We start from the raw sequence: 26,358 nt of genomic DNA, 5'->3' as shown, positions 1-26,358 counted from the left end.
TGCGATGCTCAGCCCGCGGCGCTGGTGTCGCCCCGCTTCTGGTTGAGGCTGGCGCGGATCTCGTCGAGCCTGGCCACGCCGGCCGGGTCAGCGGCCGGGGTGGCGGGCTGCTCGACGGCCGGCCGCTCGGTGGCGCCGCCCAGTTTCTCCCCGGCCATGCTGGCCCGGATCTGCTCCAGGCGCGACGAGCCGGCCAGGTCGAGGCTGGATTTCTGGACCTCGAGCATGCGGCCCTCGACCGAGTTGGAGGCCAGCTCGGCACGGCCCATCGCGTTCGCGTAGCGCTGCTCGATCTTGTCGCGCACCTGGTCGAGCGACGGCGTGTTGCCCGGCGCGGCGAGCTCCGACATCGACTCCAGCGACTTGGCGACGGTCTCCTGCATCTTGGCCTGTTCGAGCTGGCTGAGCAGGCGGGACCGCTCGGCGATGCGCTGCTGGAGCACCATCGCGTTGTTCTCGACGGCTTTGCGGGCCTGACCGGCGGCGGCGAGCGCCTGGTCGTGGAGGGTCTTCAGGTCCTCCATCGACTGCTCGCCGGCGACCAGCTGGGTGGCGAGCGTCTGCGCGGTCGACTCGTACTTCTGCGCCTCGGACTCGTCGCCGGCGGCACGGGCCCGGTCGGCCAGAACCAGGGCCTGGCGGGCCATGCCCTGCAGTTTCTCGACCTCGGACATCTGCCGGGACAGCTTCATCTCGAGCTGCCGCTGGTTGCCGATGACCGCTGCGGCCTGTTGCACGAGAGCCTGGTGCTGACGCTGGGCGTCCTCGATGGCCTGCTGGATCTGGACCTTCGGGTCGGCGTACTCATCGATCTTCGCGCCGAAGAGCGCCATCATGTAGTGCCAGCCCTTGACGAACGGATTCGCCATCTCGTGGTGTCCCCTCAATGTCGCTCTACCGGACGCGTCACCGTGGTTTTCATCGGTAACGCGAAACCCATCGTGACAGCTGGACGCCACCGGCGTCACGGGCCCTCCGGGGGATCTCAGGGTCTTCCCCCGGCATCGAGGCTACGCCCCCCTGAGTAATCAGAGCGATACATGAAAAGGGCTGGACCGTCCCCAGGGAACGGCCCGGCTCTGAAGCTTTCATGATCAAGCGGCGTAGACGATGTCCCGCTTGGGTTTGCGGGTGGCGTGCAGCGTGGCCTTCAGCGGCGATTCCTGGCGCACCGAGACGGAGACGTCCCGCTCGGCAGCCGCCTGGTCCTCCATCGGCACCAGCACGACACCCTCCATGTTCTCCGCCAGGGACAGCGTGTTGCTGACCTCGCTGAGCAACTCGGAGAGCCGGGCGCCGAGCGCGTCACAGATGGCCGCGAGCAGCTCGCTGGACGCTTCCTTCTGGCCTCGCTCGATCTCGGACAGATATCCCAGGCTGACGTTCGCGGCGGTCGACACCTCGCGCAGCGTGCGGTGCTGCCCCTGCCGGCGCGCACGAAGTGCGTCGCCGATAACGCGGCGTAGCAGGACCATGGCACCTCCTCCTGCGGGCGGGGCCGCCGGCTGAAGCCGGAGGCTTCCCGCAACCGTACCTGGCCCGAGCCGCGCCGACATCCCGCCCCGCCGAATCAATCGGCCGCCCGGCCCGTAACCGAACCGGACAACAGGCGCAGGACCGGATGTATTCCCAGCTCAGACCTCCACCGGCAGAGCACGGAGAGAGTCGGTCAGCAATTGCAGGACGGCCGTCACACTTTCGGTGCGGATGGCTTCCCGGTTTCCGGTGAGTTGCAATTCCCGTACTTCGGTGCCGGCGGGACCGGCGGCCGCGACATAGACCAGGCCGACCGGCTTGCCGTCCTGCGGTTCCGGGCCGGCCACGCCGGTGGTGGCCACGCCCCAGTCCGCGCCACACCGCTTCCGGGCGCCTTCGGCGAGCTGGGCGGCCACGTCGCCGTCGACCGGGCCGCGCTCGGCCAGCAACCCCTCCGGCACGCCCGCCAGCCGCCCCTTGAGCTCGGTGGCGTAGACCACCAGTCCGCCCCGGTAGACGGCGCTCACGCCGGGGATCTCGACGATCGTCGCGGCGACCAGACCGCCGGTCAGCGACTCCGCGGTCGCCAGGGTCTCCCGGCGCTCGACAAGGGCGTGCACGGCCGCCGCCGCGGCCACCGACATGTCCATCACAGCCTCCGATAAGGATTCAGGCGCGGCGGGCGTCCCGCCGCAGCTTCAGCGCCTGTACCACGTAGTCGGCCCCGGTAACCACCGTCACCACCAGGGCGCCGCCCATCAGGGCCACCCCGATCAGATGGAACGGCTCCGGGACGGGCCACAGGTACCAGGCGATGGCGAGGGTCTGCAGGCCGGTCTTGAGCTTGCCACCCCGCGACGCCGGGATGATGCCGTATCGGATCACCCAGAACCGCAGGGCGGTGACACCCCACTCGCGGATCAGGATGGCGCCGGTCACCCACCAGGGAAGCGCGCCGTACGCCGAGAGCAGCACCAGCGCCGTCCCGGTCAGCGCCTTGTCCGCGATCGGGTCGGCCACCTTGCCGAACGAAGTGACCAGATGCCACCGGCGGGCGATCCAGCCGTCCGCGAAGTCGGTCGCCGAGGCGATGCAGAAGGCCAGGCACGCCGCGATCCGCCAGTCCGGGTCGTTCATCTCGGAGACGACGACGAGGGCCAGGAAGACCGGGATGAGCACGATCCGGACCACGGTGAGCGCGTTGGCCGCGTTGTAGAGCGACACCACGCGCGGCGCGGGCACCGGCTCGTTGGTCACCGCTTCACCGGGGCTGCCGAGATCATCTCCACCGGAACCGCGATCAGGTCCACGCCCTCGGTCCCGGTGACCCGGGCCCGGACCAGGTCGCCGGGGCGCAGCACGGACAGGTCGACGCCTTCGGTCCCGGCGCCGCTGACGAGGGTGGTCGATCCGTCGACCTCGGGGGCCTGGTGCTCGGCACGGCCCTCGACCTCGTCGCCGTCGACGGTGTCGACGAGCACCTCGACGGTGTTGCCGATGCGGTCCTCGGCGCGCTGGTTGCACAGCTCCTCGGCGAGAGCGACGACCCGGTCGTACCGCCGCTTGACGGTCGCGTCGCTGAGCTTCCCGGAGAGGCCGGCGGCCTCGGTGCCATCCTCGTCGCTGTAGTCGAAGACGCCGATGGCGTCGAGGCGGGCCTCGGTGAGGAAGCGGACCAGCTCGTCCACGTCCTGCTTGGTCTCGCCGGGGAAGCCGACGATGAAGTTGCTCCGGGCGCCGGCCCAGGGCGCCAGCTTGCGCGCGGAGTCGAGCAGCTCGAGGAAGCGCTCGGTGGAGCCGAACCGCCGCATCCGGCGCAGCACCGGCTCGCTGGAGTGCTGGAACGACAGGTCGTAGTAGGCCGCGACGCCGGGCGTGGTGGCGATCGCCTCGACCAGGCCGGGGCGGGTCTCGGCGGGCTGCAGGTAACTGGCCCGGACGCGGACGATGCCGTCGACCGCGGCCAGCTGCGGCAGCAGTTTCTCCAGCAGGCGCGGGTCGCCCAGGTCCTTGCCGTAGGACGTGCTGTTCTCGCTGACCAGGACCAGCTCGCGCACCCCGGACTTGGCCAGCCACTCCGCCTCGGCGAGCAGCTCCTGCGGGTCGCGGGACACGAAGGCGCCGCGGAAGGCCGGGATCGCGCAGAACGCGCAGCGCCTGTCGCACCCGCTGGCCAGCTTGAGAGAGGCCACCGGGCTGTCGTCGAGCCGGCGGCGCAACACCTTGCGCAGGTGGGCCGGGGTGTGCTCGTCGACGGTGGCGTGGCCGGGGACCACGATCTTGGCGGCGTGCCGTTCGACCGGCGTGATCGGGAGCAGCTCGCGGCGGTCGCGGGGCACGTGCGAGAGGTGGTCCTCGCCGCGCAGCACGCTCTCCAGCCGGTCGGTGATGTCGGTGTAGTCGTCGAAGCCGAGCACCGCGTTCGCCTCGGGGAGGCTGTCGGCGAGCTCCTTGCCGTACCGCTCGGCCATGCAGCCGGCGGCGACCACCTTGGCCCCGGTGTCGGCGGCGGCGAGCAGGGTGTCGATCGAGTCCTGCTTCGCCTTCTCGACGAAGCCGCAGGTGTTGACGACGACGACGTCGGCGCCCTCGGCGTCGGTGCCGACCTCCCAGCCGCCGGCGTCGAGACGGGCGGCCAACTCTTCCGAGTCGACCTCGTTGCGGGCACAGCCGAGCGTCAGCAGGGCTACACGGCGGGAAGAGGGAGATGCAGACACCCTGCAAGGTTACCGGGCACCGGTGTGTCCTCCTTCCACCGCTCGGCCGGTAGCCATCGGCCACCCCGCCTCACCCGAAGATGCCAATCGTCCGGTCGAGCGACGGCGTTCCGGACATCGAGACATTAAAATCCCGTGATCGTGAGGGCATTCCAGCACCGTTTACTGCACCCCGATCACCTGCTCGTCAGCGCGATGGTCGTCGTCGCCGCCATGATCAGATTCGTCGGGCTGGATTTCGCCACCCACGATTTCACGGCGTACGTCCGGCCATGGAGCGAATACATCGCGAGCCATGGATTCTTTCTGGCCATGGGCGACGATTTCGCCAACTACAACGCCCCTTATCTCTATCTGCTGACCGGGCTCACCTGGCTGCACACGCACACCCCCCTGTCCGTGATGACGCTGGTCAAGACCCTCTCGGTGGTCTTCGACGTGGTGCTCGCCGTCTACGCCGCGCGCATCGTCGGCCTGCGATGGCCGGACCGGCGGGTCACCGCGCTCGCCGGCATCGTGGTGCTGCTGCTGCCCACCGTGGTGCTCAACGGCGCTTTCTGGGGCCAGTGCGATTCGATCTACAGCGCATTCACCATGGCCGGGCTGTATTACGTCCTGCGGGACCGGCTCTGGCTCGCGATGGCATTCTTCGGGCTGGCCGTCTCCTTCAAGCTGCAGGCCGTCTTCGTTTTCCCGGTCCTGATCGTGCTGCTGCTGGCCGGCCGGGTGCACGTGCGTCATCTGCTCGTCATCCCGGCGGTGTACATCGGTCTCGCCGTGCCCGCCTGGCTGTGCGGCCGCCCGTTCACCGACCTGATGCTGGTCTACGCCAAGCAGAGCGGGCAGTACCGGCTCCTGGGCCTGAACGCGCCGACGATCTACGCGTTCCTCCACCCGACCGCGGCGGACCTCGCCGTGTTCCGCCGGGCGGGCGTCCTGTTCGCGGTCGCGGCCGTGCTGCTGCTGGCCTACATCGCGCTGATCCGGGGCGGGACGCTGGACCCGGCCCGGATCGTGCTGACCGCCGCCGCGTCCAGCCTGCTGACCCCGTTCCTGCTGCCCGGCATGCACGAGCGCTATTTCATGCAGGCGGACGTGCTGGCGGTGGTGGCGGCGTTCTGGGTGCCCCGGCTGCGGCTGGTGCCGATCCTGGTGCAGGTCGCCTCGTTCCTGAGTTACGTGCCGTACCTGCAGGGCTGGCGCCAGCCCCGGCCGGTGGACATGCGCCTGCTGGCGCTGGCGATGTTCGCCGCCCTGGTGCTCGTGATCCGGGAGCTGCTGCGCGGTGGGCCGGCCGTACCGGAGCCGGGGCCCGAACCGGCGGACGCTCTAGCGCCAAAGCCGGTTGGCAATACGATCGACGGGTGACGAGTGCCGACGATCTGAACGATCTCGACGTGGTCGCCGCACTCACCGACGGGGTGCGGCGATCGGCCTACCACGCGGTGGCCGGGGCGGGACCGGCCCCGGTGGGGCGGGACGAGGTGGCCGAGACCCTCGGGGTGGGCCGCACGCTTGCCGCGTTCCACCTGGACAAGCTGGTGGACGCCGGGTTGCTCGAGGTGTCGTACGCCCGCCGCTCGGGCCGCACCGGGCCGGGCGCCGGCCGTCCCGCCAAGCTGTACCGGATCGCGCCTCGGGAGCACGCGGTGAGCGTGCCGCCCCGCTCCTACCGCGGCGCCGCCGAGATGCTCGCCGAGTCGGTCGAGCGGGCGGGCGCCGAGCAGGTCCTCTACGAGGTGGCCCGGGAGCAGGGCCGGCAGAGCCGGGGGGACGGCGCCGATCCGGCCGAGGTTCTCGCCGGGCAGGGCTACGCGCCGATCCCCGGCGTGGACCGGATCGAGCTGCGCAACTGCCCTTTCCACCGGCTCGCGGAGCAGTTCCCGCCGTTGATCTGCGGGATGAACCTGGAGTTGATCAGCGGACTGGTGGAGGGCTCGGGCTGGACGGCCCGGATGGACCCGGGACCCGACCGCTGCTGCGTCACACTCTCTAAAAACAATTCTGATTGACTAAAGACGGCGCGGCTGGTGGAGTGAGCGTCATGACCGACTTCCACCTGGCCCAGATGAACATCGCCCGCCTCCGAGCCCCGCTGGAAGACCCGTCGATCGCCGGGTTCCGTGACGGCGTCGACCTGATGAACGACCTCGCCGACCGCTCACCCGGCTTCGTCTGGCGGCTCAAGGAGGAGGATGTCGACGAGTCCACGCTGCCCGGCCCACGGGACCCCGCCATGATCGCCACGATGTCGGTCTGGGAGTCGCTGGAACACCTGCGGGCGTACGTCTACCAGTCCTCCCACCTCGACTACCTGCGCCGCCGCCGGGACTGGTTCGTCCCGGGCGGCTCGGCCATGGTGCTGTGGTGGGTCGACGCCGGCCACATCCCGGACGTCCCGGAGGGCCTGAAGCGCCTCCACCGGCTGGGCACGGACGGCCCCGGCCCGGAGGCGTTCAGCTTCCGTAAGCCGTACCCCGCGCCGGTGCGGGTCTAGTCGACCCGGAGGGCGGCCAGCGACTCCTCCAGCTCGTCCGGCTTGATCAGCACGTCGCGGGCCTTGGATCCCTCGGACGGCCCGACGATGCCGCGGGTCTCCATCAGGTCCATCAGGCGGCCGGCCTTGGCGAACCCGACGCGCAGCTTGCGCTGGAGCATCGAGGTGGAGCCGAACTGGCTGGTCACCACCAGCTCGATGGCCTGGATCAACAGCTGGAGGTCGTCGCCGATCTCCTCGTCGATCTCCTTCTTCTTGCTCTGCGGGACCTCGGTGACGTCCGGGCGGAACTCCGGCTCACGCTGGTCCTTGCAGAACTTGACGACCGCGGCGATCTCCGACTCGTCGACCCAGGCGCCCTGGATCCGGGTCGGTTTCGAGGCGCCCATCGGCAGGAAGAGACCGTCACCACGGCCCAGCAGCTTCTCCGCGCCGGGCTGGTCCAGGATGACCCGGGAGTCGGCCAGCGACGACGTGGCGAAGGCGAGGCGGGACGGCACGTTCGCCTTGATCAGGCCGGTGACCACGTCGACCGACGGCCGCTGGGTGGCGAGCACCAGGTGGATGCCGGCGGCCCGGGCCAGCTGGGTGATCCGGACGACCGAGTCCTCCACATCGCGCGGGGCGACCATCATCAGGTCGGCCAGCTCGTCGATGATCACCAGCAGGTACGGGTACGCCTTCATCTCCCGCTCGCTGCCCGGCGGCGCGACGATCTCGCCACTGCGGACCTTGCGGTTGAAGTCGTCGATGTGCCGGACCCCGTTGGCGGCGAGGTCGTCGTACCGCATGTCCATCTCGCGGACCACCCACTCCAGGGCGTCCGCGGCCTTCTTCGGGTTGGTGATGATCGGCGTGACCAGGTGCGGGATCCCCTCGTACGCGGTCATCTCCACCCGCTTGGGGTCGACCAGCAGCAGCCGTACCTCGTCCGGGGTCGCTCGGGTCAGCAGCGACACCAGCAGTGAGTTGAGGCAGGAGCTCTTGCCGGCGCCGGTGGCGCCGGCGATCAGGATGTGCGGCATCTTCGCCAGGTTCGCCACCACGAACCCGCCCTCGATGTCCTTGCCGAGCGCCACCAGCATCGGGTGGTGGTCGGCGGCGGCCGCCCGGGAGCGCAGCACGTCACCGAGCGACACGTTCTCCGGGTCGGTGTTGGGGATCTCCACGCCGACCGCGCTCTTGCCCGGGATCGGGCTGAGGATGCGCACGTCGGGCGACTTCACCGCGTAGGCGATGTTGCGGGAGAGCTGGGTGATCCGCTCGACCTTGGTGCCGGGGCCGATCTCCACCTCGTACCGGGTGACGGTCGGGCCGCGGGTGAACCCGGTGACGAGGGCATCGACGTTGAACTGCTCGAACACCCCGGTCAGCGCGGCCATGATCTCGTCGTTGGCGCGGCTGCGGGCCTTCGCCGGGGCGCCGACGGCCAGGATGTTCGGCGGCGGCAGGCGGTAGTCGCCCTTGACCGCGGAGATCTCCAGCTGCTCGGCGCGGGTCGGCGGCATCGGCGAGTGCTCGGGCGCCGGCTTCTTGCGGGTCTTCGGCAACTTCGGCAGAGCCACCGTGTCGTGCAGGATCAGCTCTTCGTCGAAGTCGTCCGGCGGCTCCTCGACCAGCGGGACGACCGGCTCGGCCATCGCGGCCTGCCGCCGCCGCGGGGACGGGCGGCGCGGCGCGGGGGCCGTCTCCTCCTCGTCGTCGTCCGCCACGAGCGGAGGCGGCACGGCCGGCTGGTGCCGGCCCGAGCGGCCGGAGACCATGTCCAGCAGGAGCGCCACCCGCTCCGGGATCTTGGCGATCGGCGTCGCGGTGATCACCAGAAGACCGAAGGCGAAGAGCAGGAGCAGCAGCGGTACGGCCACCCAGGCGGTCACCGCCCGCTCCAGCAGGCCACCGATGCCGAATCCGAGCAGCCCGCCCGCCTGGTCGACGGTGGGGTTGTCGGTCTCCGGCCCGGAGATGTGCAGGAGCGCGCCGGTGGCCACGATGATCGCCGACCAGCCGACCAGGCTGCGTCCGCGGTGCTCGGGGTCGGCGGGCTGGCGCATCAGCCGGATCGCGCCGTAGAAGAGCAGCAGCGGCAGGGGCACCGCGAGGGTGCCGAGGAAGAGCCGGACCGTGTCGGCCACCCAGTCGCCGACCGGGCCGGCGCTGCCCGCCCAGACCGCGACCGCGATCAGGATGGCGGCGCCGAGCACGAACAGCCCGGCCCCGTCGCGCCGGTGCTCGGGCGCGATGCCGCGGGCGGTGGCGGCCTGCCGGCCGGCGCCGCGGGCCAGCCAGCCGACGCTGCCGGCCAGGCCGAGCCAGACCGCGCCGATGCCGCGGGCGACGCCGGGACCGACCGCCGGCGGCGCCTTACGGACGGCGGTGGGACGTTTGGCCGCCGGCTTGCGCGCGGCCGCCTTGGCGCCGGTGCTCTTGCGAGCGGCCGGCTGCCGGGCACGGCTGACCGCCGCGCCCTTGGTCGTGGACGCGGCGCGGCTCCGGCCCGCCGGAGGAGTTCGGCCCGCCATGGATGTCACGGTAGCGGTGTGAGACCGTTCCGCCGAGAAGGCGCACCGCGACTGCTTTTCACTTTCCCGGCATTTACCATCGTAAGGTGCAGCCTCTCAGCAACGACTTGATCAAAACCGCGCTGGACGGACGAGGGTTCGCCTACTTCGTCGATGCCGACGGCGACATCGCCGGCAACTTCCAGGGCAATCTCATCTACTTCTTCCGGCTCGGCGAGCGGAAGGAGATCCTCCAGGTTCGGGCGATGATGCAACACGTCTTCTCCGTCGACGACATCACCCGGCTCTACGAGTTCTGCAACGCGTGGAACCGTGACCAGCTCTGGCCGAAGGCCTACGTCCAGGTCACCGACGACGGCCAGGCCATCGTCGTCGGCGAGGTGACCACCGACTGGGAGCACGGCGCCACCGTCGAGCAGCTGGATCAGGTGATCCTCTGCGGGGTGGCGACCGGGTGCCGGCTGGGCGAGGCGCTCGGTGAACTGAAATCGGGGCCCCCACGCACGGCGTGAGGACCCCGATCAGACGCCGGGTCTCGGATTCCCGGCCGGGCTGAGGTCTCCGGGACCCGGCGGGACCGGACTACTGGACGTTGAAGCCCAGGCTGTACGCGCCGGTGCCGGCGGTGGCCACGACCACATACCGGTAGGTGCCCGAGCGGCCGGCGAAGCTCAGCGTCTTGTCGCCGGCACCGGTGGACCGCGCCACGGTACGGAACTGGCCCCGGTTGTTCCGCTGCTGGAGCAACAGGTCGAAGTCCGCGCCCGCGGGCGCGTCCAGGCAGGCGGAGTGTGTGCCGGCCCGGGCCCGGTAGGCCCCGCCGTTCGGCTGGGCCTGCGCCTGGCCGGCCCGGTTGATCGTGCCGTCGCGCTGCACCGGCAGCGCGTCGCACGCGCTCGCCTCCGCGCCCTCACCCGCGGGCGGCGCGGTGGTCGGCGCGGCCGTCGGCGGCGTGGTCGACTCCTCGCCGGCCGTGGTGACGAGCGTCAGGTTCTGCGCGGCCAGGATCTCGTTGAGCGGCTGGAAGAAGGTCTCGCCCCCGGCCGTGCAGTCGCCGGAACCACCCGAGGTCACGCCCTGGGCCTGATCGCCGGAGAGCCACGGGCCGCCGGAGTCGCCGCCCTCGGCACAGACGTTCGTACGGGTCAGGCCGGTGACCGCGCCCTCCGGGTAACGGACGGTCTGGTTCTTGGCCAGCACCGTGCCGCAGAACGTGCCGGTGGTGGAACCGGACCGGCAGATCGCCGCGCCGACCGGGGCCTCGGTGTTGCCGGCCACCGGCAGTTCGTTGCCCTTGAAGTCGTTGACCACCGGGCGCGGCGTCCAGTTGCCGTTCACCGCCACGAAGCCCATGTCGGCGGCGCCCGGGAACACCGAGAACTCGACGGTCCCCTGCGCCTGATTGTTGAAGCCGGTGGTGGCGGTGCCCTCCTCGCCGCAGTGGCCCGCGGTGACGAAGCCGGTGGTCACCGAGAAGCCGATCGAGCACCGGGCCTGCCCGCCACCGACGTCGACGAAGTACGGGTCGGCGCCGCGCACGTCGAACAACGGCTTCGGCTGCGCGTCGCTGATCTTCACGGTGACCGCGTCGGACGCCAGGCCGGCCTTCCTGGCCAGCGCCAGCGCCTCGGACTTCTCGCCCGGCTCGGCGACCACGACCACCTTGTTGGTGGCCACGTCCACGTACCAGCCGGTCAGTCCGTCGGCCCTGGCCGCCGCCGCGTCCAGCCGGGTCTTCGCCGCGTCCAGCTCGGCCTCGCTGCGCTTGACCAGAACCGGGACGGCACCGGCGGCCTTCACCGCCGACGCCGCGCCGGAATCGGTCACCGCGACCTTGAGCGTGGTGCCGTCGGACGCCAGCCAGGCCCCGCCGAAGTCCTCGCCGGTCTGAGCCGCCAGGGTCGCCGAGACACCACCCGCCCACTCCGAGCGGGCCAACCGCGTGGCCGCCTGTTCACCGTCGAGACCGAGGTCGCGTTTCATCGCGGCGAGCAACTGCGGGGACAGGTCCCCGGGGGTGTCGCTCGCGGCCCGCGATCCGCTCTTCTCCTCGGTTCCGGCAAGCGATGGCAGGGTGAAGGCGACCGCCGCCGCACCCGCCACCGCAACAACCGCCGCCACGGCGATCGGTCTGCGCTGCATCTGGAGCACTCCCTCCGACACGGGTGCCGTGGGGGCGGCACCGGTGCCGGGGAGTACGCGCCGAAGAGCGCAATCGGTTCAAAAAGTGTCAGACTTCGACCACGGTCGGCACGATCATCGGCCGGCGGCGGTACGCGTCGTTCACCCAGCGGCCGACCGTCCGGCGGACGACCTGCTGCAACTGATGGGTGTCGGTGATCCCGTCCTCGGCCGAGCGGTGCAGGGCCGTGGTCAGCAACGGGATGACCGGGTTGAACGCGTCCGGGTCCTCGGAGAAGCCCTTCGCCGAGATGACCGGCTCACCGACCACCTTGCCGGTGACCGAGTCGATCACCACGGTGGCCGCGATGAACCCGCCGTCGCCGAGGATCCGACGCTCGGTGAGCAGCGACTCGCTGACGTCGCCGACTGCCAGGCCGTCCACGTAGACGTACCGGCTCTTGACCCGGCCGACCACCCGGGCGTGGCCCTCGACCAGGTCGACCACGTCACCGTCCTCGCAGAGCACCACCCGGTCGGGCGCCACCCCGGTCTCGATGCCGAGCTGTGCGTGGGCCCGCAGATGCCGCCACTCGCCGTGCACCGGCATCAGGTTGCTGGGGCGGGTCACGTTGAGCAGGTACCGCAGCTCGCCGGCCGGAGCGTGGCCGGAGACGTGCACCTTCGCCGTCTCCTTGTGGATCACCGTGGCGCCGGCCCGGGACAGCTGGTTGATCACCCGGTAGACCGAGGTCTCGTTGCCCGGAACCAGCGAGCTGGCCAGCACGACCGTGTCACCCGACGCGATGGTGATGTGCCGGTGGTCGCCGGTGGACATCCGGCCCAGCGCGCTCATCGGCTCACCCTGCGAACCGGTGGACATGAAGACGATCTCGTCCGGCGGCAGGTGGGTGGCCTCGTCCAGGCCGACCAGCAGGCCCTCCGGGATGCGCAGCAGGCCCAGGTCACGGGCGATGCCCATGTTCCTGACCATGGACCGGCCGATCAGGGCGACCTTGCGCTCGTACTCCCAGGCGGCGTCCATCACCTGCTGCACCCGGTGCACGTGCGAGGCGAAGCTGGCCACGATGATCCGGCCGCGGGCCTTGGCGAAGATCGAGCTGAGCACCGGGCCGATGTCGCGCTCCGGGGTGACGAACCCGGGCACCTCGGCGTTGGTGGAGTCGGACAGCAGCAGGTCGACGCCCTCCGCCCCGAGCCGGGCGAACCCGGCCAGGTCGGTGATCCGGCCGTCCAGCGGCACCTGGTCCATCTTGAAGTCGCCGGTGTGCAGGACCAGGCCCGCGGGGGTCCGCACGGCGACCGCCAGCGCGTCCGGGATCGAGTGGTTCACGGCGAAGAACTCGCACTCGAACGGGCCGAGCCGCTCCACACCGCCCTCGCGGACGGTGAGCGTGTACGGGTCCAGCCGCCGCTCGGCGAGTTTCGCCTCGACCAGCGCCAGCGTGAACTCCGAGCCGACCAGCGGGATGTCCGGCTTGTGGGCCAGAAGATAAGGCACGGCGCCGATGTGGTCCTCGTGGCCGTGGGTCAACACGATCGCCTGAACGTCCTCGAGCCGGTCCAGGATCGGCGCGAAGTCGGGCAGGATCAGGTCGACACCCGGCTGCTCGACGTCGGGGAACAGCACCCCGCAGTCGACGACCAGCAACTTGCCGTCGTACTCGAAGACCGTCATGTTGCGGCCGATGGCGCCGAGCCCACCGAGCGGGATGACGCGCAGGGCGCCCTCCGGCAGCGGCGGCGGCGGACCCAGCTCCACGTGAGCGTTAGTCATTCGCCTCTTCCTGTCAGAGCACGATGCCGGCCGCGGCGGCGTCCTGGCGCAGTTGGTTCAATTCCTCGGCGCTGGCGTCGACCAGCGGCGCGCGCACCTGCCCGGCGGGCAGGCCCAGCGCGTTCAGGCCGGCCTTGACCAGCATGACCCCCTGCGTCCGGAAGATGCCGGTGAACAGGGGTAGAGCCGTGCGGTGCAGGGTCAGCGCGGCGGCCGTGTCGCCGCGCTCCCACGCCTCGATCATCTGCTTGGCCAGCACACCGGTGAAGTGCGTCGACGTGCCGACCAGGCCGGCCGCGCCGACCGACAGCAGCGGCAGGGTGGCCGCGTCGTCGCCGGAGTAGTAGGCCAGGTCGGTGCGGGCCATCACGTGCGAACTGCCGATCAGGTCGCCCTTGGCGTCCTTGACCGCGACGATCCGCTCGTGCTCGGCCAGCCGCAGCATGGTGTCGGTGGCGATCGCCGTGCCGGCCCGGTGCGGGATGTCATAGACCATGATCGGCAGGCCGGTGGCGTCGGCGACCGTGCGGAAGTGCCGCTCGACGCCTGCCTGCGGCGGCTTGCTGTAGTACGGCGTGACGACCAGCAGTCCGTGCGCCCCCGCCTTCTCCGCGGTGTGCGCCAGCTCGAGGGTGTGGGCGGTGTTGTTGGTGCCCACGCCCGCCAGCACCTTCGCCCGATCCCCGACGGCTTCGATCACGGCGCGGAGCAGGGACTCCTTCTCCGCGTCGGTGGTGGTGGGGGACTCACCGGTGGTACCGCTGATCACGAGGGCGTCGTTGCGCTGCTCGTCGACCAGGTGGGCGGCCAGCCGGGCGGCGCCCTCCAGGTCCAGGGAACCGTCCGGGGTGAACGGGGTCACCATGGCGGTCAGCAGCCTACCGAAGGGCCGCGGGTCGTGCGTCATACCTGACAACCTATCGGACGCGTCCGTCACACGTAGAAAGCGGTGAACGGCGCCCAGGGTAGGTTGCGCAGGATGCTCCACACGCCCCAGACCGCCATGAATGTGATCATGACGGACGGACGGATCGAGAGCTCCGGCAGCCGCCACCCGAAGACCTTGCGGCCGGCCCAGGCCACGTACATATAGACCAGGAACGGCACCGCGAAGACGAACAGCAGGTGGTGGCGGGCCGCGTCGGGCACGTCGCCGTGCAGCAGGAACCAGGCGGCCCGGGTGCCGCCGCACCCCGGGCAGACGAAGCCGGTCAGGTATTTGAGCAGGCAGGACGGGGCGTCGCCGGCGCTCGCGGTGGTCGGGTCGGTGGCCACGGTGTAACCGATCGCGGCGCCGGCGCAGGTCAGCACCGCCAGCGGGGCGAGCCACACCGGCGATCTCGCCGCGAGCCGGTCGGCCAGGCGGGTCAACCGGTCCGGCGCCGGCCGCGCGTAGGTGAACCACTCCGGGGGCACCGGCGGGCCCTCCACCGGCCGGTCGGCCAGCCAGGAGGGCAGCTCGGCAGTGCTCATGGGCGTCACGGTACACCCGCGGGGCTTCTCAGCGCGCCGGCCAGCGGGACCGCCAGATCGCCGCCCTCCGGGGCCGCGATCGTCGTCAGGCCCAGCCAGCCGGCCAGCCGGCGCAACTCGGCGGCGAGGGCCGTGGCCGTCTCCTCCGGGTCGGCGCCCTCCTCCAGCCAGGCGGCCGGGATCTGCAGCTCGCCGGAACGCCGCTCGGCCTTCAGGTCCACCCGGGCCGCGAACCGCTCGCCCATCAGGAAGGGAAGCACGTAATACCCGTACAACCGCTGGGGTTTCGGCACGTAGATCTCGATCCGGTAGGTCATCCCGAACAGGCGCTCGGTGCGGGCCCGCTCCCAGATCAACGGATCGAAGGGGCTGATCAGGGTGGCCGCGTCCACCCGGCGGGGCAGCCGGGCCTCGTGGTGCAGCCACGCCGATCGCCACCCCGGCACCGTCACCGGGCGCAGCACCCCGGCCTCGGCCAGCTCGGCGACCGCCGCCCGCACCGGCTTCGCGGGAAGGCGGAAATAGTCCCGCAGCTCGGCCTCGGCGGCCACCCCGAGAGCGCGGGCGGAGAGCTCCACCAGGGCCCGGAACGCCTCCGCCGGCTCCGGCGTGGGCGCGGCCAGCACCGCCGCCGGCAGGACCCGCTCGGGCAGGTCGTAACGCCTGGCGAAGGACGAGGTGCGCTCGGCGGCGGTCACCTGACCGGTGTAGAACAGCCACTCCAGGGCCTGCTTGACGACCGACCAGTTCCACCCCCAGTGGTCCTTGGCGCGGGGGGCGTCGTGCTCGATCTCGGCCGCGGTGATCGGGCCGCGGTCCCGCACCTCGTCGAGCACCCAGGCGACCAGCTCGGGCTGCTCGACCGCGACCCGGCGCATGTTGCCCCAGGCCAGCTCGTGCGCCCGGGCCATCCGCCAGCGGAACAGCGGCTGCAGATCGGCGCGGATCAGGGAGGCCTCGTGGCCCCAGAACTCGAACAGCTCACGGGGCCTGCGATAGGCGGCCCGCTCCAGCAGACCTGCCGGATAGGGCCCGAGCCGGCTGTAGAGCGGCATGAAGTGGGCGCGCTGCAACACGTTCACCGAATCCATCTGGATCAGATGCAGGCGGCGCAGCACCCGGCGCAGGTGGCGCAGATCGGTGGCGCCACCCGGGCGGGGGTCGGTGAAGCCCTGGGCCGCCAGAGTGATCCGGCGGGCCTGGGAGACGGAGAGAGATTCAGACACGGCCATCGAGAAGAGAGGTTAGCCGTGGGGTGTGACAAAGTTGCCGCCATGGCTCTCGGCTTCGTTCGTCCCGCCCGTCCCGAGGACGCCGCGGAGATCGCCCGCGTCCAGCTCACCACCTGGCGGACCGCCTACCGCCGGATGTTCCCGCCGCACGTGCTGGCCACCCTCGACGAGGGTTACCTGGCCCGCGGCTGGACCGAGGCGATCACCGCGCCGCCGTCCGGGCGGCACCGCGTCCTGATCGCCGTCGAGCAGGGCGAGAGCTCGGCGCACGTGGTCGGGTTCGCCGCGTCCGGGCCGGCCGACGAGCAGGCTCTCGCGCCCGAGGAGAAACCGCTGACCGACGACGTCGCGGCGGTCACCGACCTGCTCATCGAGCCGCGCTGGGGCCGCCGCGGCCACGGCAGCCGGCTGCTGGCGGCCGCGGTCGACAACTGGCGCGACGACGGTTTCCGCACCGCGGTGGCCTGGGTCTACGACGCCGACAGCGTGATGCGGAAATTCCTCGGCTCGACCGGCTGGGAGCCGGACGGGGCGAGCCGCGCCCTGGACGTGGACGACCTGCTCGTACCCCAGATCCGGCTGCACGTCGCGGTGAGCGGCGACTGAATCCGGTGTGTGCTCGGGCCGTGCGGCGCGCCCGGAGCACACACCGGGCCGGGTCAGTCGAGCAGCGCGTCCAGGCCGATGGTGAGGCCCGGGCGGTTGCGCACGTTGCGCACGCCGAGCAGCACGCCCGGCATGAACGAGGACCGGTCCAGCGAGTCGTGCCGGATGGTCAGCGTCTCGCCGGTGGCGCCGAACAGCACCTCCTGGTGGGCGACGAGACCGGCGGCCCGGATCGAGTGGACCCGCACGCCGTCGACGTCGGTGCCGCGCGCGCCGGCCAGCTCCTCCTTCGTCGCGTCCGGCATCGGCGGGCACGACGCCGCGGCGCGCGCCTCGGCGATCACCTTGGCGGTGTGCATCGCGGTGCCGCTCGGGGCGTCCAGCTTGCGCGGGTGATGCTGCTCGATGATCTCCACCGAGTCGAAGTAGCGGGCCGCGCGGGCGGCGAACTGCATCATCAGGATGGCGCCGATGCCGAAGTTCGGCGCGATCAGCACACCGACGCCGGGCCGGTCGGCGAGCCAGCCGCGGATCTGCTCGTGCCGTTCCTCGGTGAAGCCGGAGGTGCCGACCACCACGCTGATGCCCTGTTCGATGGCCCAGCGCAGGTTCTCCATCACCACGTCGGGGTTGGTGAAGTCGACGAGCACCTGGGCGCCCGCGTCGGACGCGTTGAACAGCGGTTCACCCGCGTCGATCATGGAAACCAGGGTGAGGTCGCCGGCGGCGTCGACCGCCTTGCAGACCTCCAGGCCCATGCGGCCACGGGCGCCGAGGACTCCGACACGGAGGGGTTCGAGCACATCATTCACATCGTCAACTTAACGTACGGCGCCGCTGCTCCCCGAGGCCTACCGCGAGGAGGACGAGGCCGGTGTACGCCCACCCGACCAGGACGTCGATCACCCGGACCAGCGTTCCGGCGAGCCGCCGCCGGGGAGCCGGCGGCGGCATCGGGATGTCGGCGCTTTCTCCAGTGTCGTCTCGGACACACCGGATCGAACGCGGAGGTGCTACGCGGGTAACTCGTCCTCGTCGAACGGGCCCACCACGGCCAGCGACAGCGGCCGGGCCAGCAGGTCGGCGGCGACCGCGTTCACCTCGTCGACGGTGACCCCGTCCACCCGGGCGAGCAGCTCGTCGACGCCCATCAGGTCGCCGTGCAGCAGCTCCGACTTGGCCAGCCGGCTCATCCGGGAGCCGGTGTCCTCCAGGCCCAGCACGTACGAGCCCTTGGCCATGCCCTTGCCCCGCACCAGTTCCTCCGGCGTGATGCCCTTCTCCGCGACCAGGGCGAGTTCCGCCCGGATCAGTTCGAGGACCTCGCGCGACTTGGCCGGGGCGCAGCCGGCGTAGACCCCGAAGAGGCCGCTGTCGGCGTAGTGCCCGGCGTAGGAGTAGACCGAGTAGGCCAGGCCGCGCTTCTCCCGGATCTCCTGGAACAGCCGGCTCGACATGCCGCCGCCGAGCACGTTGTTCAGCACGCCGAGCGCGAACCGCCGCTCGTCGTGCCGGCCCATCCCGGGACCGCCCAGCACGATGTGCGCCTGCTCGGTGTCACGGTGCAGGACGACGTCGTGGGCCTTGCGGACGCGTACCCGCCGGTCCGCCGGACGTGGCTGAGCCGGCGCCGCCGGTCCGGTGTCCAGCGGGGTGCCGGCCAGGGCCTTGCGCACCAGCCGCACCACCGTGGCGTGATCCAGGTTGCCGGCGGCCGCGACCACGATCTCCGGGGCCGTGTACCGCCGCCGGTAGAAGCGGTTGATCTGGTCCCGGGTCATCGGGGTGATCGACTCCGGGGTGCCGGAGATCAGCCGCCCGAGCGGGTGGTCGCCGTAGATCGCCTCGGCGAAGACGTCATGGACCTCGTCGCCCGGTTCGTCCTCGTGCATGGCGATCTCTTCGAGGATGACACCGCGCTCGGTCTCCACGTCCGCCGGGTCGAGGAGCGAATCGGCCACCGCGTCCACCAGCACATCCACCGCCAGCGGCAGGTCCGCGTCGAGCACCCGCGCGTAGTAGCAGGTGTACTCCTTCGTGGTGAAGGCGTTGGTCTCGCCGCCGACCGCCTCGATCTCCGAGGAGATGTCCAGGGCGGTGCGCTTGTGGGTGCCCTTGAAGAGCAGGTGCTCCAGGAAGTGCGACGCGCCGTGCAGGGCCGGCGTCTCGTCCCGGGAGCCGATCCCGACCCAGATGCCGAGCGCGGCGCTGCGGGTGGTCGGGATCGCCTCGGTGACGACGCGCAGTCCACTGGGCAGGACGGTCTTCTTCACACCGTCCTGCAGGGTCCGGGTAGAAGCGCGGGCCGGCCTGCTGGCCGGCCCGCGCTCGTGGTTCGCTGTCACTTAGTCGCGGCGCTCGCCGCCACGCTCACCGGCCGGGCGCGACCGGCGACGGCGGGGCTCGCCGCCACCCTCGCGAGGACCGCGGTCCTCACGCGGCGGGCGGCTCTCCGACTGGGCCTCGCCCGACGCCTCGGGAGCGGCGGCCGGGGCCTCCTCGCCCTCCGGGCGGACCTTGTCCAGGTAGATCTTGCCGCGCTGGTCGATGTCCGCGATCGACACCTCGACCTTGTCGCCGACGTTGAGGAAGTCCTCGACCTTGTCGACCCGCTTGCCGTCGCCCACCTTGGAGATGTGCAGCAGGCCGTCGCGGCCGGGCAGCAGCGAGATGAACGCGCCGAACGCGGCCGTCTTCACCACGGTGCCGAGGAACTTGTCGCCGGCCTTCGGCATGGTCGGGTTGGCGATCGCGTTGATCCGCTCGACCGCGGCCTCGGCGGCCGGGCCGTTGGTCGCGCCGACGTAGATGGTGCCGTCGTCCTCGATGGAGATGTCGGCGCCGGTCTCGTCCTGGATCGCGTTGATGGTCTGGCCCTTCGGGCCGATCACCATGCCGATCTTGTCGACCGGGATCTTCACGGTGGTGACCCGCGGCGCGAACTCGCTCATCGCGGCCGGGCCCTCGATCGCGGCGGTCATCACCGAGAGGATGGTGGCGCGGGCCTCGTGGGCCTGCTGCAGCGCGCCGGCCAGCACGTCCGACGGGATGCCGTCGAGCTTGGTGTCCAGCTGCAGGGCGGTGACGAACTCGGCCGTGCCGGCGACCTTGAAGTCCATGTCGCCGAACGCGTCCTCGGCGCCGAGGATGTCGGTCAGCGCGACGTACTCGGTCTTGCCGTCGACCTCGTCGGAGATCAGGCCCATGGCGATGCCGGCGACCGGGGCCTTCAGCGGCACACCGGCGCTGAGCAGGGCCAGCGTCGAGGCGCAGACCGAGCCCATGCTCGTCGAACCGTTGGAGCCGAGAGCCTCGGAGACCTGGCGGATCGCGTACGGGAACTCCTCGCGCGACGGCAGCACCGGCACCAGGGCCCGCTCCGCCAGCGCGCCGTGGCCGATCTCGCGGCGCTTCGGCGAACCGACCCGGCCGGTCTCACCGGTCGAGTACGGCGGGAAGTTGTAGTTGTGCATGTAGCGCTTGGTCTTCTCGGGAGCGAGAGTGTCCAGCGACTGCTCCAGGCGGAGCATGTTCAGCGTGGTGACACCCAGGATCTGGGTCTCGCCGCGCTCGAACAGCGCCGAGCCGTGCACGCGGGGCAGAACGCCGGTCAGCGCGGTCAGCGGGCGGATGTCCCGCGGGCCACGACCGTCGATACGGACCTGCTCGCGCAGCACGCGCTGCCGGACCTCGGACTTGGTGATCGAGCGGAAAGCCGCGCTGATCTCCTTCTCCCGACCCTCGAACCGCTCGTCGAGCAGCTCGTGCGCCTTCGCCTTGACCAGGTCGAGGGACTCCTCGCGCTCCTGCTTGCCGGCGATCTTCAGCGCCTCGGCGACCTCGGCGCGAACCGCCTCGGAGACCGCGGCCAGCACGTCGTCCTGGTAGTCGAGGAAGACCGGGAAGTCGGCGACCGGCTTGGCGGCGACCTCGGCCAGCTCGCTCTGCGCGCGGCACAGCTCGCGGATCGCCGGCTTCGCGGCCTCCAGGCCGCTGGCGACGATCTCCTCGGTCGGCGCGGTGGCCCCGGCGGAGATCAGCTTGATCGCGTGCGGGGTGGCCTCGGCCTCGACCATCATGATCGCGACGTCGCCCTCGGCGGTGACGCGACCGGCCACGACCATGTCGAACGTGGCGCGCTCGAGCTCCTCGAGGGTCGGGAAGGCGACCCACTGGCCCTCGATGTGCGCGACGCGGGTCGAGCCGACCGGGCCGCTGAACGGCAGGCCGGAGAGCTTGGTCGACATCGACGCGGCGTTCATCGCGACGACGTCGTACGGGTGGGCGGGGTCGAGCGCGAGAACGGTCTCGACGACCTGGACCTCGTTGCGCAGGCCCTTGGTGAACGACGGGCGCAGCGGCCGGTCGATCAGGCGGCAGGTGAGGATGGCGTCCTCGGACGGACGGCCCTCACGCCGGAAGAACGAGCCGGGGATGCGGCCCGCGGCGTACATCCGCTCCTCGACGTCGACGGTCAGCGGGAAGAAGTCGAAGTGCTCCTTCGGCTGCTTGCTGGCGGTCGTCGCGGAGAGGACGGTGGTGTCGCCGAGCTGGACGATCACCGAGCCGGCGGCCTGCTGAGCGAGGCGGCCGGCGGAGAAGACGATCTCGCGGGTGCCGAACGATCCGTTGTCGATGACAGCGGTGCTGATCTTGTTACCGAGAGCGTTGTTGTTCTGCTCTGTCATGAAGTGCGGTACTCCTTCGTCGAGGACCCGGCGGTCGACAGCGCGGTTCAGTCGAGCCGGTCTTCGATCGAAGTGCCCAGGGAAGTCACCTGGGAACCACTACCGAGGACCGGTGCTGACGGGTGTGAGCCGCGCGGGTCCGTGGGGTGTCAGTGGTGCTTCCCGGGGGAGCGCCGCTCCCCCGGGGGTGAAACTATCGGCGCAGGCCGAGGCGCTCGATGAGCGTCCGGTAGCGGGCGATGTCCTTCTTCTGAACGTAGTTCAGCAGGCGGCGGCGCTGACCGACGAGCAGGAGCAGACCACGACGGCTGTGGTGGTCGTGCTTGTGCTGCTTGAGGTGCTCGGTCAGATCGGCGATCCGCTTGGTGAGCATCGCGACCTGAACCTCGGGCGAACCGGTGTCGCCCTCCTTGGTCGCGTACTCGGTCATGATCTTGTTCTTGGTCTCTTGATCGAGCGCCATGTTCTCCGGACTTCTGTGTTGCCGATTTCACGGTTACCCCGCGACCCGCGGCGTCGGGCAGGCAGGCGGGACCGGTGTCGGATATTCCAACGACGATTCAACCCTACCAGGGGGTCAACCCAGCAACATCCGGGTCTCTTCGACGTCGGCCCGAATCTGGGCGATCAGCGGCTCGATCGCGTCGTATCTGCGCTGCTCACGGAGGTGCCCGACGAAGTCGAGGCTCACCCGCTCGCCGTACAGGTCACCCTCGAAATCGAGAACGTAAGCCTCGATCCGGCGTTCCCTTCCGGAGAATGTGGGATTGGTGCCGATCGAAACGCTGGCCGGCCGGCGCACGCCCAGCTCCCCACCCCGGGTGAACCAGGCCGCATAGATGCCGTCGGCCGGCACCGCCGCATAGCGGTGCGCCATCAGGTTGGCCGTCGGGTAACCCAGCTCACGCCCCCGCTGGTCACCGCGGACCACCACGCCGGTGAGCTGGTGCGGGCGGCCGAGCGCGGCGGCCGCGGCTCGCACGTCCCCGGCGTCGACACAACTGCGGATGTACGTGGAGGAGAACACCAGTCCGTCCTCGGAGACCAGCGGAGCCCCCTCGACGGTGAAACCGAACGTGCGCCCGAGCGACTCCAGCATCGCCACGTCGCCGGTGGCCCGGTGCCCGAACCGGAAGTTGTCGCCGACCACCACCGCCGCGGTGTGCAGCGACTCGACGAGGGCGTCGTGCACGAACTCGTCCGGCGTCAGCTGGGAGAAGGCCGGGGTGAACGGCACCACGCAGAGCGCGTCCACACCGAGCGCCTCGATCAGCTCGGCCTTGCGGACCGGCTCGGTGAGCACGGCCGGGTGCGAGCCGGGGCGCACCACCTCGGCCGGGTGCGGGTCGAAAGTCATCACCACCGACTGGAGCCCCAGGTCACGGGCACGTTTCACGGCGTGCCCGATGATCGCCTGGTGACCACGGTGCACGCCGTCGAAGACCCCGATCGTCACCACCGACCGGCCCCAACCGGACGGAACCGATTCGAACCCCCGCCATCGCTGCATGCGCCTAGCGTATCGATCCCTGGGCAGCCGGGTATCGCCCCTTCCGCCACGCCCGCTTGGATACGATAAATCCCGATATGAGCGTCGAGTGGACCCGCCTCGTCCTCCTCGCTGCGGAGGTCACCTTCGCGGTGCTCTTCCTCCGCGCGCTGCTGGCGTACCTGCGCCGCCGCGATCCGCTGCGCCGTGACGTCACCCTGCTCTTCGCCCCGCTGATGGTGGCGTTCTGCGCCGACATGCTGCGCGTCGCCAACGGCGGCGCGCAGCCCCGATGGCTCAGCGCGGTCAGCGCGGCGGCGGTGCTCAGCCAGCCGTACCTCACGCTCCGCCTCGTCGGCCGGCTCCGCTCGGTGCCGCGCGCCCTGTTCCCGGCCGCCCTGATCGGTTATGCCGCGACACTCGGCCCGGTGGTGCTCTTACCCCGGCCGCTGCCCGGCTGGGCGCTCCTCGCCGCGGTGACGTACTTCAGCGCCTTCGAGATCATCGCCGCGATGCTGATCCTCCGGGAGGCCCGCGGGCGCACCGGCGCCAACCGGGCCCGCCTGATGACCGCGGCCGGCGCCACCTTCATCTTCGGCGTCGTGATCATGCTGCGGATCGGGGGCAACGGCGTCAGCCTGGTCCTCGCCCTGGTCAGTGCCGTCGGCTACCTGATCGCCTTCCAGCCGCCGCGATGGCTGCGGCGGCTGTTCTCGTCGACCGCGGCACGGTCGGTCACCGAACGGCTGCTGCACGCGCCGGCCGATTCACCGGAACAGGTCTGGCAGACGTACGCCGAGATCATGCGCGCCCAGACCGGAGCCGACGCGGTCGCCGTCCTGCTGCACGGCGACGGCGGCGTGCTGACCCGGCTCGCCTACGCCGGCCCGGTGCTGCCCGCCTCCACCGACCCGATCAGGGCAGCCCTGACCCCACTGACCCGGCACGACGTCCCGATCCGGCTGCGCGACGCCGCCCCGGAGATCGTCGCGCACTTCGGCGCCGGACTCGCCGACGACTTCGTCCGCATGCTGCCGATGCGGGTGCCACCCGACGTGGAAGGCGCGGTCCTGCTGTTCAACCGGCACCGCAACCTGTTCAGCGAAGACGACCTGCGGCTGCTCGCCGACCTCGGCGGCCACGCCGGCGTCCTCGCCCAACGGCAGGCGATCACGGCCGAACTCAGCGCCTCGGTGGCCGCGCTGACCCGGGCCGGCCAGGCCAAGAGCGACTTCCTGGCCGCGATGAGCCACGAACTGCGTACCCCCCTCAACGCGATCATCGGCTTCAGCGACCTGATGCGCCTCGAAGAACCGGACGGCGACCGCCGCCGGGTCCCCGCCGTCTGGGTCGACCACGTGCACAGCAGCGGCCGGCACCTGCTCAGCCTGATCAACGACATCCTCGACATGGTCAAGGTGGAAGCCGGGCGGATGGAACTGCGCACCGCCCCGATTCGCGTCGACACCGCCATCGACGACCTGCTCACCTCACTGGCCCCGCTGTTCACCGGCAGACAACTCTCGGTCCGGGCCGACCTGGCCCCGGTCACCGCGCTCGCCGACCGGCTCCGGTTTCGGCAGATCGTCGAGAACCTGCTCTCCAACGCCGTCAAGTTCACACCCGTACAGGGCCGGATCACCGTCACCGCCCGCGCCGCCGGCGACCGCGTCCAGGTCGTCGTCGCCGACACCGGCGTCGGCATCGCCGCCGCCGACCTGGACCGCGTCTTCGAGGAGTTCCAGCAGGCCGGCGACCCGGACCGGCGGCACTCCGGCACCGGTCTCGGACTCGCCCTGACCCGGCGGCTCGTCGACGCCCACCACGGCACCATCACCCTCACCTCCGAACCCGGCCGGGGCAGCGAATTCACCGTCGAACTGCCGGCCGCCGCGGTCGTACCCGCCACCGCCGGAGCCGGCGACGGGCCGTACGTCCTGCTCATCGAGGACGACCCGCAGTCCGCCGAACTCATGCGCACCCAACTCGGCAACGCCGGCTACCGCGTCGAGGTGGCCGGCACCGGCGAGAGCGGCCTCGCGCTGGCCCGCGAACACCGGCCCGACGCCGTCGTCCTCGACGTCACCCTGCCCGGCATCGACGGCTACGAGGTGATCCGGCGCCTCAAAGCCGACCACCGGCTGGCCGGCATCCCGGTCTTCTTCGCCAGCATCCTCGACGAGGCGCCCACCGGACTCGCCCTCGGCGCGCACGACTGGTTCGTCAAACCCGTCGACCAGCCCACCCTGGTCAGCGCCCTCGCCAACGCCGTCGCCGCCCGCCCCGCACCCCGCGTCCTGCTCGTCGACCACGACGACGCGGCCCGCGAAGCCATCTCCGAAGGACTACGCGCGGGCGGCGCCGACGTGGTCGCCTGCGCCGACGCCCGGGACGGGGTCGCCCTGTCCCGCAGCGAGAACTTCGACCTCATCGTCTGCGACATGCACACCCCGGAGGAGGACGGGTTCAGCCTCCTCGCCGAGATCTCCGCCGACCGGCAGACACCCGTCCTCGGCCTCAGCGCGGCGGCCCTCGCCTCCGGCGACACCACGCCACTCATCGCGACGGCCATGGTGGGCGGCGCCGTCGCGGAAGCCATCTCCGGTGGCACGGAACACCTTCCCTCCCGGTGGGATCTCCACCCCACGGCCGGGCGCGGCCTCACCGGATCCCTTCCGGGTACGCCCGAAGCCGCCCTCACCCCGTCGACCGCCCGCAACCCTGCCTCCGGTACGCCGCCGGCCGTCTCCTCCCCGTCCCGGCCCGCTTCGTTCCCCGCCACCGGCGTACCGGGCGCTTCCGGGCCGGATCCGGCGGTTCTCACCTCATCCACGGAAGGCGGCAGCGGCATGCACCTCTCGGAACCCACCGAACCCGGTCCGCCCTCCCCCTCCGCCCCATCCCCCACCGCCGGAACCGGATCGCCCACCGCCGGATCGCCCACCGCCGCATCGCCCACCGGCTCATCGCCCGCCGGCGAAACCGGATCGGCCTCGACGCCCGGCCCGGCGGGGGGAGATGCCGTCAGCGCCGGCGTGGCATCGCATGCCCGCGGGGCCGAAGAGGCCGCCTCCGCCGGTGCGGCAGGAACCTCGCCCGCCTCCGGTTCCACCCGGGACGACCCGGCGCGGGCTCCGCTGACCATCAGACTGCGCCGGGCAGTCCCACCACCCGACAGAAGGAACCGTCCATGAGCCAACCGCACCGCATCCTTCTGGTCGAGGACGAGGAACTGAACCGCATGCTGGTCAAGGCCGTCCTGGCCAGGGCCGACATCGCCACCGTCCGCAACGCCGAGCTCATCGACGCCGCCACCCTGTCCGCCGCCCGCGAACGCCTGGCCGACACCGAGGTCGACCTGATCCTGCTCGACCTCAACCTGCCCGACGGCAACGGCCTCACCCTCGCCCGCGAACTCGCCGCCGCCGACTCCCCCTCCCGGAAACCGCCCGTGGTGGCGGTCACCGCCAGCGTCCTGCCACAGGACCAGAAAGCCGCCTTCGAAGCCGGGTGCGACGACTTCCTCGACAAGCCCTACGCCGCCGCAGACCTGGTCGCCACCGTCGCCCGCCACCTGCCCACCGACCCCTGAACCACCACCCGCACCCGCCCATCGACGCGCCGTCAGCCGTCGAGTCGTGGCCGCGCCTCCTGCCGGTTTCCCCCCGGTCTCGCCACCTGCTCGTGAGCTGTCACTCCGCCGTTCGCGTGCTGAGCCGCCCCCGGCTGGCTCTCACCGCTG

23 protein-coding genes are annotated in these 26,358 nt (G+C 71.2%); 7 read left to right on the top strand and 16 right to left on the bottom strand.

The window, feature by feature from the left end:
- Nucleotides 1-8 precede the first annotated feature (8 nt).
- From Aut01nite_RS35935 to rimO, 5 genes are all read right to left on the bottom strand, one after another.
- Nucleotides 9-869 carry a PspA/IM30 family protein gene (locus tag Aut01nite_RS35935; protein WP_204037871.1) on the bottom strand — a complete coding sequence of 287 codons (861 nt, stop codon included), beginning with the start codon at nucleotides 867-869 and terminating at the stop codon, nucleotides 9-11.
- Nucleotides 870-1,094: 225 nt separating this feature from the next.
- On the bottom strand, nucleotides 1,095-1,475 hold the full coding sequence (locus tag Aut01nite_RS35930; RefSeq protein WP_043532533.1) for a helix-turn-helix domain-containing protein: 381 nt from the start codon (nucleotides 1,473-1,475) through the stop codon (nucleotides 1,095-1,097).
- A 159-nt stretch (nucleotides 1,476-1,634) separates the two neighbouring features.
- Nucleotides 1,635-2,126: a CinA family protein gene (locus tag Aut01nite_RS35925; protein WP_043532535.1), complete on the bottom strand. Its 492-nt coding sequence runs from the start codon at nucleotides 2,124-2,126 to the stop codon at nucleotides 1,635-1,637.
- A gap of 19 nt (nucleotides 2,127-2,145) precedes the next feature.
- Nucleotides 2,146-2,733: a CDP-diacylglycerol--glycerol-3-phosphate 3-phosphatidyltransferase gene (gene pgsA, locus Aut01nite_RS35920; RefSeq protein ID WP_043532537.1), complete on the bottom strand. Its 588-nt coding sequence runs from the start codon at nucleotides 2,731-2,733 to the stop codon at nucleotides 2,146-2,148.
- On the bottom strand, nucleotides 2,730-4,193 hold the full coding sequence (rimO, locus tag Aut01nite_RS35915; RefSeq protein ID WP_043532539.1) for a 30S ribosomal protein S12 methylthiotransferase RimO: 1,464 nt from the start codon (nucleotides 4,191-4,193) through the stop codon (nucleotides 2,730-2,732). Before rimO ends, pgsA begins: the two co-directional genes overlap by 4 nt.
- 141 nt (nucleotides 4,194-4,334) lie before the next feature.
- On the opposite strand from rimO, the gene Aut01nite_RS35910 reads away from it, so the two are divergent.
- Genes Aut01nite_RS35910 through Aut01nite_RS35900 form a run of 3 tightly spaced genes read left to right on the top strand, consistent with a single transcriptional unit; the run spans nucleotide 4,335 to nucleotide 6,690 of the window.
- Nucleotides 4,335-5,561, top strand: coding sequence for a putative hexosyltransferase (locus tag Aut01nite_RS35910; protein ID WP_161790753.1), 1,227 nt, complete (start codon nucleotides 4,335-4,337; stop codon nucleotides 5,559-5,561).
- Nucleotides 5,558-6,205 (top strand): helix-turn-helix transcriptional regulator, encoded by a 648-nt coding sequence (locus tag Aut01nite_RS35905; protein WP_043532541.1) that lies wholly within the window; start codon nucleotides 5,558-5,560, stop codon nucleotides 6,203-6,205. Before Aut01nite_RS35910 ends, Aut01nite_RS35905 begins: the two co-directional genes overlap by 4 nt.
- Nucleotides 6,206-6,237: 32 nt before the next feature.
- Nucleotides 6,238-6,690 (top strand): DUF3291 domain-containing protein, encoded by a 453-nt coding sequence (locus tag Aut01nite_RS35900; RefSeq protein WP_043532543.1) that lies wholly within the window; start codon nucleotides 6,238-6,240, stop codon nucleotides 6,688-6,690.
- Here Aut01nite_RS35900 and Aut01nite_RS35895 read toward each other — a convergent pair.
- Nucleotides 6,687-9,209, bottom strand: a complete 2,523-nt coding sequence (locus tag Aut01nite_RS35895; protein WP_043532545.1) for a DNA translocase FtsK 4TM domain-containing protein — start codon at nucleotides 9,207-9,209, stop codon at nucleotides 6,687-6,689. The two genes, Aut01nite_RS35900 and Aut01nite_RS35895, sit on opposite strands and share 4 nt — an antisense overlap.
- A gap of 86 nt (nucleotides 9,210-9,295) precedes the next feature.
- Here Aut01nite_RS35895 and Aut01nite_RS35890 point away from each other — a divergent pair, with 86 nt between their 5' ends.
- A complete protein-coding gene (locus Aut01nite_RS35890) occupies nucleotides 9,296-9,721 on the top strand; it encodes a YbjN domain-containing protein (protein ID WP_083999995.1) in 426 nt (141 codons plus the stop codon).
- Between the two features lie 70 nt (nucleotides 9,722-9,791).
- On the opposite strand, the gene Aut01nite_RS35885 is transcribed toward Aut01nite_RS35890, so the two are convergent.
- The 5 genes from Aut01nite_RS35885 to Aut01nite_RS35865 form a co-directional block, all read right to left on the bottom strand.
- Nucleotides 9,792-11,351 carry a S1 family peptidase gene (locus Aut01nite_RS35885; RefSeq protein ID WP_043532722.1) on the bottom strand — a complete coding sequence of 520 codons (1,560 nt, stop codon included), beginning with the start codon at nucleotides 11,349-11,351 and terminating at the stop codon, nucleotides 9,792-9,794.
- 88 nt (nucleotides 11,352-11,439) lie between these two features.
- Complete coding sequence (locus Aut01nite_RS35880; protein ID WP_043532549.1) at nucleotides 11,440-13,128, bottom strand: ribonuclease J; 1,689 nt, start codon at nucleotides 13,126-13,128, stop codon at nucleotides 11,440-11,442.
- 13 nt (nucleotides 13,129-13,141) lie between these two features.
- Complete coding sequence (gene dapA / locus Aut01nite_RS35875; RefSeq protein ID WP_043532551.1) at nucleotides 13,142-14,035, bottom strand: 4-hydroxy-tetrahydrodipicolinate synthase; 894 nt, start codon at nucleotides 14,033-14,035, stop codon at nucleotides 13,142-13,144.
- Between the two features lie 26 nt (nucleotides 14,036-14,061).
- The gene (locus Aut01nite_RS35870; RefSeq protein ID WP_043532553.1) at nucleotides 14,062-14,601 is read right to left on the bottom strand and encodes a DUF2752 domain-containing protein; all 540 of its coding nucleotides are present in this window, start codon (nucleotides 14,599-14,601) and stop codon (nucleotides 14,062-14,064) included.
- 5 nt (nucleotides 14,602-14,606) lie between these two features.
- Entirely contained in the window at nucleotides 14,607-15,833 is a 1,227-nt protein-coding gene (locus Aut01nite_RS35865; protein ID WP_043532555.1) for a winged helix-turn-helix domain-containing protein, read from the bottom strand.
- Nucleotides 15,834-15,875: 42 nt separating this feature from the next.
- On the opposite strand from Aut01nite_RS35865, the gene Aut01nite_RS35860 reads away from it, so the two are divergent.
- A complete protein-coding gene (locus tag Aut01nite_RS35860) occupies nucleotides 15,876-16,439 on the top strand; it encodes a GNAT family N-acetyltransferase (protein ID WP_043532557.1) in 564 nt (187 codons plus the stop codon).
- A 53-nt stretch (nucleotides 16,440-16,492) separates the two neighbouring features.
- On the opposite strand, the gene dapB is transcribed toward Aut01nite_RS35860, so the two are convergent.
- From dapB to Aut01nite_RS35835, 5 genes are all read right to left on the bottom strand, one after another.
- Entirely contained in the window at nucleotides 16,493-17,251 is a 759-nt protein-coding gene (dapB, locus tag Aut01nite_RS35855) for a 4-hydroxy-tetrahydrodipicolinate reductase (RefSeq protein ID WP_043532559.1), read from the bottom strand.
- 201 nt (nucleotides 17,252-17,452) lie between these two features.
- Nucleotides 17,453-18,784 (bottom strand): M16 family metallopeptidase, encoded by a 1,332-nt coding sequence (locus tag Aut01nite_RS35850; RefSeq protein WP_043532561.1) that lies wholly within the window; start codon nucleotides 18,782-18,784, stop codon nucleotides 17,453-17,455.
- Complete coding sequence (locus Aut01nite_RS35845; RefSeq protein ID WP_043532563.1) at nucleotides 18,785-21,127, bottom strand: polyribonucleotide nucleotidyltransferase; 2,343 nt, start codon at nucleotides 21,125-21,127, stop codon at nucleotides 18,785-18,787.
- A gap of 193 nt (nucleotides 21,128-21,320) precedes the next feature.
- Nucleotides 21,321-21,590 carry a 30S ribosomal protein S15 gene (gene rpsO, locus Aut01nite_RS35840; protein ID WP_043532565.1) on the bottom strand — a complete coding sequence of 90 codons (270 nt, stop codon included), beginning with the start codon at nucleotides 21,588-21,590 and terminating at the stop codon, nucleotides 21,321-21,323.
- 114 nt (nucleotides 21,591-21,704) lie between these two features.
- A complete protein-coding gene (locus Aut01nite_RS35835) occupies nucleotides 21,705-22,637 on the bottom strand; it encodes a bifunctional riboflavin kinase/FAD synthetase (protein ID WP_043532567.1) in 933 nt (310 codons plus the stop codon).
- 77 nt (nucleotides 22,638-22,714) lie between these two features.
- Between Aut01nite_RS35835 and Aut01nite_RS44520 the strand changes: the two genes are divergently transcribed.
- Both Aut01nite_RS44520 and Aut01nite_RS35825 read left to right on the top strand, forming a co-directional pair.
- Nucleotides 22,715-25,810, top strand: coding sequence for a response regulator (locus Aut01nite_RS44520; RefSeq protein WP_063958884.1), 3,096 nt, complete (start codon nucleotides 22,715-22,717; stop codon nucleotides 25,808-25,810).
- The gene (locus tag Aut01nite_RS35825) at nucleotides 25,807-26,208 is read left to right on the top strand and encodes a response regulator (protein ID WP_043532569.1); all 402 of its coding nucleotides are present in this window, start codon (nucleotides 25,807-25,809) and stop codon (nucleotides 26,206-26,208) included. Before Aut01nite_RS44520 ends, Aut01nite_RS35825 begins: the two co-directional genes overlap by 4 nt.
- The last annotated feature ends 150 nt before the right edge of the window (nucleotides 26,209-26,358 follow it).

Source organism: Actinoplanes utahensis, assembly GCF_016862455.1.
In the GTDB taxonomy this organism is placed as follows: domain Bacteria; phylum Actinomycetota; class Actinomycetes; order Mycobacteriales; family Micromonosporaceae; genus Actinoplanes; species Actinoplanes utahensis.
Note: the sequence above shows the minus strand (reverse complement) of the source record. Positions and strands in the feature narration are given on the sequence as shown.

Coding starts and splice junctions, on each gene's coding strand:
- Aut01nite_RS35935 (WP_204037871.1), bottom strand. CDS start 869: ATGGCGAATCCGTTCGTCAAGGGCTGGCACTACATGATGGCGCTCTTC.
- rpsO (WP_043532565.1), bottom strand. CDS start 21,590: ATGGCGCTCGATCAAGAGACCAAGAACAAGATCATGACCGAGTACGCG.
- Aut01nite_RS35930 (WP_043532533.1), bottom strand. CDS start 1,475: ATGGTCCTGCTACGCCGCGTTATCGGCGACGCACTTCGTGCGCGCCGG.
- Aut01nite_RS44520 (WP_063958884.1), top strand. CDS start 22,715: ATGAGCGTCGAGTGGACCCGCCTCGTCCTCCTCGCTGCGGAGGTCACC.
- Aut01nite_RS35845 (WP_043532563.1), bottom strand. CDS start 21,127: ATGACAGAGCAGAACAACAACGCTCTCGGTAACAAGATCAGCACCGCT.
- Aut01nite_RS35885 (WP_043532722.1), bottom strand. CDS start 11,351: ATGCAGCGCAGACCGATCGCCGTGGCGGCGGTTGTTGCGGTGGCGGGT.
- Aut01nite_RS35860 (WP_043532557.1), top strand. CDS start 15,876: ATGGCTCTCGGCTTCGTTCGTCCCGCCCGTCCCGAGGACGCCGCGGAG.
- Aut01nite_RS35925 (WP_043532535.1), bottom strand. CDS start 2,126: ATGGACATGTCGGTGGCCGCGGCGGCGGCCGTGCACGCCCTTGTCGAG.
- Aut01nite_RS35895 (WP_043532545.1), bottom strand. CDS start 9,209: ATGGCGGGCCGAACTCCTCCGGCGGGCCGGAGCCGCGCCGCGTCCACG.
- Aut01nite_RS35825 (WP_043532569.1), top strand. CDS start 25,807: ATGAGCCAACCGCACCGCATCCTTCTGGTCGAGGACGAGGAACTGAAC.
- Aut01nite_RS35835 (WP_043532567.1), bottom strand. CDS start 22,637: ATGCAGCGATGGCGGGGGTTCGAATCGGTTCCGTCCGGTTGGGGCCGG.
- Aut01nite_RS35870 (WP_043532553.1), bottom strand. CDS start 14,601: ATGAGCACTGCCGAGCTGCCCTCCTGGCTGGCCGACCGGCCGGTGGAG.
- dapA (WP_043532551.1), bottom strand. CDS start 14,035: ATGACGCACGACCCGCGGCCCTTCGGTAGGCTGCTGACCGCCATGGTG.
- Aut01nite_RS35865 (WP_043532555.1), bottom strand. CDS start 15,833: ATGGCCGTGTCTGAATCTCTCTCCGTCTCCCAGGCCCGCCGGATCACT.
- Aut01nite_RS35880 (WP_043532549.1), bottom strand. CDS start 13,128: ATGACTAACGCTCACGTGGAGCTGGGTCCGCCGCCGCCGCTGCCGGAG.
- Aut01nite_RS35900 (WP_043532543.1), top strand. CDS start 6,238: ATGACCGACTTCCACCTGGCCCAGATGAACATCGCCCGCCTCCGAGCC.